Origin of the sequence: Faecalibacterium sp. AF10-46, from assembly GCF_003604105.1 — a bacterium.
Taxonomy (GTDB): Bacteria; Bacillota; Clostridia; order Oscillospirales; family Ruminococcaceae; genus Faecalibacterium; species Faecalibacterium taiwanense.
In genome coordinates this window covers 130,107-137,415 of record NZ_QVGY01000009.1, presented here as the reverse complement: position 1 = coordinate 137,415, position 7,309 = coordinate 130,107, and the positions used below count along the sequence as shown (strand labels likewise).

Here is a 7,309-nt window from a genome sequence, read left to right as displayed (position 1 = left end):
TCAAGTATAATACCACACCTCCCGCTCTCTGTCAACACTTTTTGACAACTTTTTTCCATTTTTTTTGCGTGCACCCCAAAACAGCAGCAGGCCGCAGGAAAAACTGCGCCGCAGCTGCTTTGCAGCTGCGGCGGCAAAAGCGGAAGAGTCCTCTCCCGGAACTATTCAGGTTTTCAGGATCTTCGCAGGGTCAGCCAGACTGCAGCAGCCAGCATGGGCAGCATTCCGATCAGGCCAATGGGTGCCGGACCCAATACATTGTAATAGCTGTCTGCCGGGTTCGTCAAAACCACAAACAGCGCTGCCACCGCATTGAATGCGCCGTGTGCGATGGACGGAACCCAGATGCACCCGGTCTTTTCATAGAGCCAGTCCAACAGGGTATTGAGCGCAAAGCAGACTATGCACCACACGAAAAGGCCCAGCACTGGCGCACCCAAGTAGTTGGTGCCGTATTCGTAGCCTACCAGCAGCATCAGCGGCCAGTGCCAGACACCCCAGATCACGCCGCCCAGCAGGCGGCCGTTGAGCAGGCCGAGCTGCTCCTTCAGGTGAGGCATCATATACCCGCGCCAGCCGGCTTCCTCACCCAAAGCTGCGAACATGTTGATGACCGGAGCCAGTGTGACCGCGAACAGACCTGTTTCCAGCATGTAGCTGAGGTTGGATACGCCCAGCTCCCTGCGCAGGGTCTGTGCATCCATCTCGCCGCCGTAGGCCGCTGCCAGCCAGCTGCCGGAGAGGTCCAGTCGATGCGGGAACACCGCAAAATAGAGCACTGCGGCCAGCACCGTAAATACCGCCGGGCCGAACCATGCCGCCAGCCAGTAGCGCCGCTTGCCCTGCACCTTCCAGTCGATGCCGGTGGGCTGGCGCAGAAAGACCTTTTGCACCAGCAGCACCGCCAGAAGCGGGCAGAACATGGTGGCGACCAGCGCCAACTGATACAGCACGGCATTCTGCTTTTGCAGCAGCGCCATGCAGCCGCCGACCTGACACAGCCATGCCAGACCAAATGCTAACAGGAAATAAAGGCCGAAGCCCTGCTTTTCTTTTGTGGTCATACGAACTTCACCGCCGTTCCATAAGCAATGACCTCTGCCGCGCCCTGCATGACGCTGGCGGAAGCGTAGCGCATCCCTACAACTGCATCCGCTCCAAGGGCCTCTGCATCCTTGACCATGCGTCCTGTGGCGATCTGCCGGGCTTCGGTGAGCATATCCGCGTAGTCGGTCACTTCACCGCCCACCAGCGTGCGGAACCCTGCCATCAGATCGTGGCCCAGATTGCGGCTCTGCACCGTGCTGCCGCGCACCACGCCCAGCGCTTCCAGCTTTTTGCCGGGCACCTCGTTAATAGTTACGATAAGCATCTTCTTCTCCCTTTCCGATCTCTTCAATGCGTTCCAGCAGCACCTTCAGCGTGCCAACGATGCACCCCACCGGGATGCCGAACAATACGATGAGCAGCGGCAGCGGCGGCGCTTCCTGCGGGTCGCTATAAAAGGCCCACGCCATCGTTGCGATCACAAAAGCCATCAGCGCCACAAAAAGGGCAGCGCCGATACAGGCACCGCGGATGCGCTCGCCTTTTCGGTCTGTGCGTTCAATGTTCACAAAGGTCACTCCCTGTTCCTCCCGTGCAGCAAGGCGCGCAAGCGTCTGCTCCACATCCAGTTCTTCCAGACTGCCGGAGTCCTTTTGGAGCAGCTTGCAAAAGCCGATGGCTTCGTCCAGATCCTTGCGGCGGGTGCTCAGACGTTCCAGCTGCTGGGCCATTCCCTCGGCCAGCGTCTTCTGCCCTTCCAGCATTTCCCGGATCTCGGCCAGCGGCACATCCAGCTTGCGCAGCAGCTTGATGCGGCGCAGGCGTTCCACGTCCGCCTGCGAGTAGCTGCGGTAGCCGTTGCCCGGCTCGCGGCTGGGGGTAATGAGCCCCTCCTCCTCGTAAAAGCGGATGTTCTTTTTGGTCACGCCCACAGCGGCTTCCACTTCGTTGATCTTCATGGTTCCGGTGCCTCCTTACGTGCCTATGTTACACCTTCCAGAAAGGGGAAGGTCAATAGATTTTAATAGAAAAGTGAGACTCCCCCAGTCTGCTTCGCAGACAGCCCCCTCGGAGATGGGGCCTTTTGGCAAAACATAAAACTTTGCCGCACTGCCAAAGGCTCCCTCCTTGAGGGAGCTGGCGAGCGAATGCGAGACTGAGGGAGTTTCTTCCTTTAAAAATAGCACTTGATCTGGAACCGGTCGGCGCTGTCCTGCTTTTTCTCCACCACAATGTGCTCATGGTTGAAGTCGAAGTGCACCGGGGTGCACAGGTCGGTATTGCGGGTCAGGCGCAGCAGTTCCTGCACCCGCTTTTTCTCCTCCGGCACATAGAACAGGTAGCTCACGCCCTCCTTTTTGGCACGGCCGGTGCGGCCGATGCGGTGGGTGTAATGTTCGTTCTCACTGGGCACATCGTAGTTGATCACGGCATCCACATCCGAAACATCGATGCCGCGGGCGGCAACGTCAGTGGCTACCAGAATGGCCAGCTTGCCGTCCCGGAAGTTCTGCATGATCTGGTTGCGCTCCTTCTGGGAGAGGTCGCCGTGCAGGCAGTCTACCGAGAAGCCCAGCCGTGCCAGCTGGTTGGCCAGAGTGGCAGTGTTGAACTTGGTATCGCAGAACACCATCACCCGCTTGTAGTTCTCACCAATGATGATCTGTGCAAGGTCGGAAAGCTTGTTGCGGCCGGAGGTCTCCAGCATATACTGGGTGATCTTGGGCTGGCTTTCTTCCTTGGGCTGGACGGTGATCTCCTCGGCGTTGTGCTGGTACAGCCAGCCGATGTCCATTACCTCGCGGCTGATGGTGGCTGAGAACATGGAGAGGGACTTGCGGGCCTTCATCATTTCAATGATATGCCGCACATCCTTATAGAAGCCCATGTTCAGCATTTCGTCGGCCTCGTCCAGCACGATCTGGGTCACATGGGAGATATCAATGGAATGGTGCTTGTAGTGGTCCATCAGACGGCCCGGCGTTGCCACCACGATCTGGCAGCCCTCGGCAAGGCGCTTTGCCTGCTTTTCCATGTTGGCACCGCCGTACACGCAGGCCACCTGCACTTCGGGCATGAAATAGGTCAGCTCTTCCAGCTCCTGCGCGATCTGCTGGGCCAGCTCCCGGGTGGGGGCCATGATCACGGCCTGCGGGTACTTGTTTTCCGGGAGGATATGCTCCGCCACCGGGATGCCGAAGGCACAAGTCTTGCCGGTGCCGGTGGGGGCTTTTGCGATCACGTCATAGCCCGCCATCATGACGGGGATGGTCTTTTCCTGAATTTCGGTCATTTCGGCAAAGCCCATGCGCTCCACGGCCTTGTGGATGGCATCGCTGCACTGCAACTCACTGTAAAGCATCTGATTCTCCGTTCCTTTGTCGTTTTATATTCTGAACCCAGTATAGCATGAAATGCCGCACTTGTCAGCAGAGAAACAAAAGAACCGCACCCGGGGTCACGGGTACGGTCCTCAATGCACAAAGATCAGGCGGTCTCTTCCACGCTCTTCTTGCCTGCTTCCAGCTTCTGCTTGAAGCGGCCGCTGGCCTTGAAGCCGGGGATGGAGGTGGACTCCAGACGGCTGGAAACCTTGGTCTTGGGGTTGGTGTAGGCCTTGGGCTTGCGGGGACGCATCTCAAAACGGCCAAAGCCTGCGATGGTCACCTTCTCGTCTGCGCGCAGGCAGTCGGCGATCTGGTCAAACATTGCATCCATCGTGGTCTCGACCTGTGCTTCGGTGAAGCCGGTCTTGCGTGCCACAGTCTCGATCATCTGGGAACGGGTCATGTATCTATATCCTCCTGGAGTGTCCAAAAGTAACGTCTTTTGGCAAATTTTGCGTTGTTGAGTATAACATAATTCACACTCTGTTTGCGACAGATTGCGCACAAAACGTCATTTATTGCGCACGAACTTATGTAATCTCTATCCGTCCTTCACAAATACAGCGCCCGCTGTTTTGGCGGGCGCTGCAAAAAAGCATTTTACGGGTAATTCGTGAGGTAATTATTTGCGGTGATACAGGGTGGCAATATCCACCAGCGGGATATTTTCCAGACTGTGATCACTGCGCAGGCAGTTCACCAGAGCGTTGGCGGTATCCACTGCGGTGATGCAGGGGATGCTCAGCTCCACAGCCTTGCGGCGCAGGCGGACAGAGTCGCGCTTGGGGTCACGGCCCTTAGCGCTGGTAGAGAACACATAATCTACCAGACCGCTCTGCAGCAGGTCCACGATGTTGGGCGACTCGCCGGACATATTGCGCACCTCGTTGCAGGGCACCATGTGCTTGTTGAGCCATGCGCAGGTGCCGGAGGTACCGTACAGCTTGTAGCCCATGCTCTTGAGCTTCCATGCGATATCCACGAACTCCGGCTTGTCGCTGTCCTTCACGGTGAAGATGCAGCAGCTTGCAGGGCCGGGGGTCTTGAAGGTGTAGCCCGCGCCGATGAGGCCCTTGAGCAGGGCATCGTGGTAGTTGGGGGCAATGCCCAGCACTTCGCCGGTGGACTTCATCTCGGGGCCGAACTGGGTATCCACACCGTGCAGCTTTTCAAAGCTGAACACAGGCACCTTGACGGCCACATAGGGTGCGTTGGGGTGCAGGCCGGTGCCGTAGCCCATATCTGCCAGCTTTTCGCCCAGACAACAGCGCACCGCCAGATCCACCATGGGCACGCCGGTGACCTTGGAGATATACGGCACGGTACGGGAGGAACGGGGGTTCACCTCAATGACGTACACCTTGCCGTTGGAAACTGCGTACTGCACGTTCACCAGACCGGTGACATGCAGCTCGCGGGCAAAGCGGCCGGTGTAATCCACCATGGTGTCGATCTCGGCCTGAGTCAGGTGCTGTGCCGGGTAGACGCAGATGGAGTCGCCGGAGTGCACACCGGTGCGCTCCACCTGCTCCATAATGCCGGGGATCAGGAAGTTTTCGCCATCGCAGATGGCATCCACTTCGCACTCGGTGCCCAGAATATACTTATCCAGCAGCACAGGGTGATCCATGTCCACATGCTCGGTGATAACGCCCATGTACTCGATCACGTCCGCCTTGGTGTAGGCCACGATCATGTTCTGACCGCCCAGCACGTAGGAGGGACGCATCAGCACCGGCAGGCCGATCTCGTCGGCGGCAGCCAGAGCCTCGTCCAGATTAAAGACAGTGCGGCCCGGTGCGCGGGGGATCCTGCAGCGCTCCAGCAGCTCATCGAAGCGCTCACGATCCTCTGCTTCATCGATGGCATCTGCCGGGGTGCCCAGAATGGGCAGGCCGATCTCGTCCATGTGCTTTGCCAGCTTGATGGCGGTCTGGCCGCCGAACTGCACCACGCAGGCATCCGGCTTCTCGGTGGCAATGATGTTGTCCACGCTCTCCGGGTTCAGCGGGTCAAAGTACAGACGGTCGCCGGTATCAAAGTCGGTGGAGACGGTCTCGGGGTTGTTGTTGACCAGAATGGCTTCGCAGCCGTGCTTCTTCAGGGTCCACACACAGTGCACCGAGCAGTAGTCGAACTCGATGCCCTGACCGATGCGGATGGGGCCGGAGCCAAAGACCAGCACCTTCTTTTTCTTGGGCTCGCCCTTGGCAGATGCTTCGGCTTCCTTCTCGGCAATGAACTCAGCAGCTTCGTTGTCGCCGTCGTAGGTGGAGTAGAAATAGGGGGTGTTGGCCGAGAACTCGGCAGCACAGGTATCCACCATCTTGAAGCCGGCGCGGTAGTTCTCCACAGGCAGGGTGTCTACCTGTGCCAGACGCTTGATGGTCTTATCCTGGAAGCCGTACTTCTTGGCAGTCTTGTACTGCTCTTCGGTCAGCACGCCGTTGCACTTGGCAAGACCCTTTTCCAGATCTGCCAGATGCTGCATCTTGTCCAGGAACCACCAGTCGATCTTGGTGATGCGGTAGATGGTCTGGTGGTCGATGCCGCGCTTGAGGGCCTCGTACACGCAGAACACGCGCTCCGCGTCCTGAACATGCATGTGAGCCACGATCTCGTCATCGGTCAGCTCTTCAAAGGGCTTGTGGGTCAGGGTGTCCATACCCAGCTCAATGGAGGAGACCGCCTTCATCATGGCAGCCTCAAAGCTATTGCCAATGCTCATCACCTCGCCGGTGGCCATCATCTGGGTGCCCAGAGACTTGTCGGCGTAGACGAACTTATCAAAGGGCCACTTCGGGTACTTGACCACGATGTAGTCCAGCGCAGGCTCAAAGCAGGCGCAGGTCTTGCCAGTGACGTCGTTGGTGATCTCGTCCAGCGTGTAGCCAATGGCGATCTTGGTAGCCACCTTGGCAATGGGATAACCGGTGGCCTTGGAAGCCAGTGCGGAAGAGCGGGACACACGGGGGTTGACCTCGATGACCGCGTAATCGTAGCTGTCCGGTTTCAGGGCGAACTGGCAGTTGCAGCCGCCCTCGATGCCCAGCTCGGTGATGATATCCAGAGCAGCGGTGCGCAGCATCTGGTATTCGTGGTCGGTCAGGGTCTGGGAGGGAGCCACGACCACCGAGTCGCCGGTGTGGATGCCCACAGGGTCCAGGTTCTCCATGTTACACACGGTGATCACGTTGCCCTTGTGGTCGCGCATGACCTCATACTCGATCTCTTTCCAGCCGGCGATGCACTTTTCCACAAGAATCTGATGGATGGGGGAAAGGCGCAGGCCGTTGGTGCCGATCTCGATGAGCTTTTCGCGGGTCTCGCAGATGCCGCCGCCGGTGCCGCCCATGGTAAAGGCCGGGCGCACGATGACCGGGTAGCCGATGCGGTCGGCGCAGGCCAGAGCGTCCTGCAGCGTCTCCACCACCTCAGAGGGGATGATGGGCTGGTGCAGCTTTTCCATCGTCTCCTTGAACAGCTCGCGGTCCTCGGCACGGTCGATGGTCTCGGGCTTGCAGGCCAGCAGACGGATGCCGGTGCGGTCCAGATAGCCGGAGCGGGCCAGCTCCATGGACAGATTCAGGCCCATCTGACCGCCGAGGTTCGGCAGCACGGAGTCCGGCTTTTCGATGTCCAGAATGCGCTCCACGACTTCCAGCGTCATGGGCTCGATGTAAACATGGTCGGCCACATCCGGGTCGGTCATGATGGTTGCGGGGTTGGAGTTCAGCAGAACGGTCTCGATGCCCTCTGCCTTCAGGGCGCGGCAGGCCTGCGTGCCGGAGTAGTCGAACTCCGCAGCCTGACCAATGATGATGGGGCCGGAGCCAATGACCAGCACCTTCTTGATTCTAGGGTCCTTCGGCATT

At 58.7% G+C, this 7,309-nt stretch carries 6 protein-coding genes; all 6 read right to left on the bottom strand.

The window, feature by feature from the left end; all coding sequences use genetic code 11:
- Nucleotides 1-173: 173 nt before the first annotated feature.
- Nucleotides 174-1,064: a CPBP family intramembrane glutamic endopeptidase gene (locus DWV57_RS10630; protein WP_120020761.1), complete on the bottom strand. Its 891-nt coding sequence runs from the start codon at nt 1,062-1,064 to the stop codon at nt 174-176.
- The gene (locus DWV57_RS10625) at nt 1,061-1,372 is read right to left on the bottom strand and encodes a heavy metal-binding domain-containing protein (protein ID WP_005944222.1); all 312 of its coding nucleotides are present in this window, start codon (nt 1,370-1,372) and stop codon (nt 1,061-1,063) included. Before DWV57_RS10625 ends, DWV57_RS10630 begins: the two co-directional genes overlap by 4 nt.
- On the bottom strand, nt 1,353-2,006 hold the full coding sequence (locus DWV57_RS10620) for a MerR family transcriptional regulator (RefSeq protein WP_120020760.1): 654 nt from the start codon (nt 2,004-2,006) through the stop codon (nt 1,353-1,355). The genes DWV57_RS10625 and DWV57_RS10620 overlap by 20 nt, the downstream gene beginning before the upstream one ends.
- A 215-nt stretch (nt 2,007-2,221) precedes the next feature.
- Entirely contained in the window at nt 2,222-3,409 is a 1,188-nt protein-coding gene (locus tag DWV57_RS10615) for a DEAD/DEAH box helicase (RefSeq protein WP_005944218.1), read from the bottom strand.
- A gap of 125 nt (nt 3,410-3,534) precedes the next feature.
- Nucleotides 3,535-3,837 carry an HU family DNA-binding protein gene (locus DWV57_RS10610; protein ID WP_118528605.1) on the bottom strand — a complete coding sequence of 101 codons (303 nt, stop codon included), beginning with the start codon at nt 3,835-3,837 and terminating at the stop codon, nt 3,535-3,537.
- A gap of 219 nt (nt 3,838-4,056) precedes the next feature.
- The gene (carB, locus tag DWV57_RS10605) at nt 4,057-7,308 is read right to left on the bottom strand and encodes a carbamoyl-phosphate synthase large subunit (protein ID WP_120020759.1); all 3,252 of its coding nucleotides are present in this window, start codon (nt 7,306-7,308) and stop codon (nt 4,057-4,059) included.
- Between the last annotated feature and the right edge of the window lies 1 nt (nt 7,309).

Excerpts from the sequence above, each read along its gene's own strand:
- DWV57_RS10630 (WP_120020761.1), bottom strand. The coding sequence starts at position 1,064 with ATGACCACAAAAGAAAAGCAGGGCTTCGGCCTTTATTTCCTGTTAGCA.
- DWV57_RS10625 (WP_005944222.1), bottom strand. The coding sequence starts at position 1,372 with ATGCTTATCGTAACTATTAACGAGGTGCCCGGCAAAAAGCTGGAAGCG.
- DWV57_RS10620 (WP_120020760.1), bottom strand. The coding sequence starts at position 2,006 with ATGAAGATCAACGAAGTGGAAGCCGCTGTGGGCGTGACCAAAAAGAAC.
- DWV57_RS10615 (WP_005944218.1), bottom strand. The coding sequence starts at position 3,409 with ATGCTTTACAGTGAGTTGCAGTGCAGCGATGCCATCCACAAGGCCGTG.
- DWV57_RS10610 (WP_118528605.1), bottom strand. The coding sequence starts at position 3,837 with ATGACCCGTTCCCAGATGATCGAGACTGTGGCACGCAAGACCGGCTTC.
- carB (WP_120020759.1), bottom strand. The coding sequence starts at position 7,308 with ATGCCGAAGGACCCTAGAATCAAGAAGGTGCTGGTCATTGGCTCCGGC.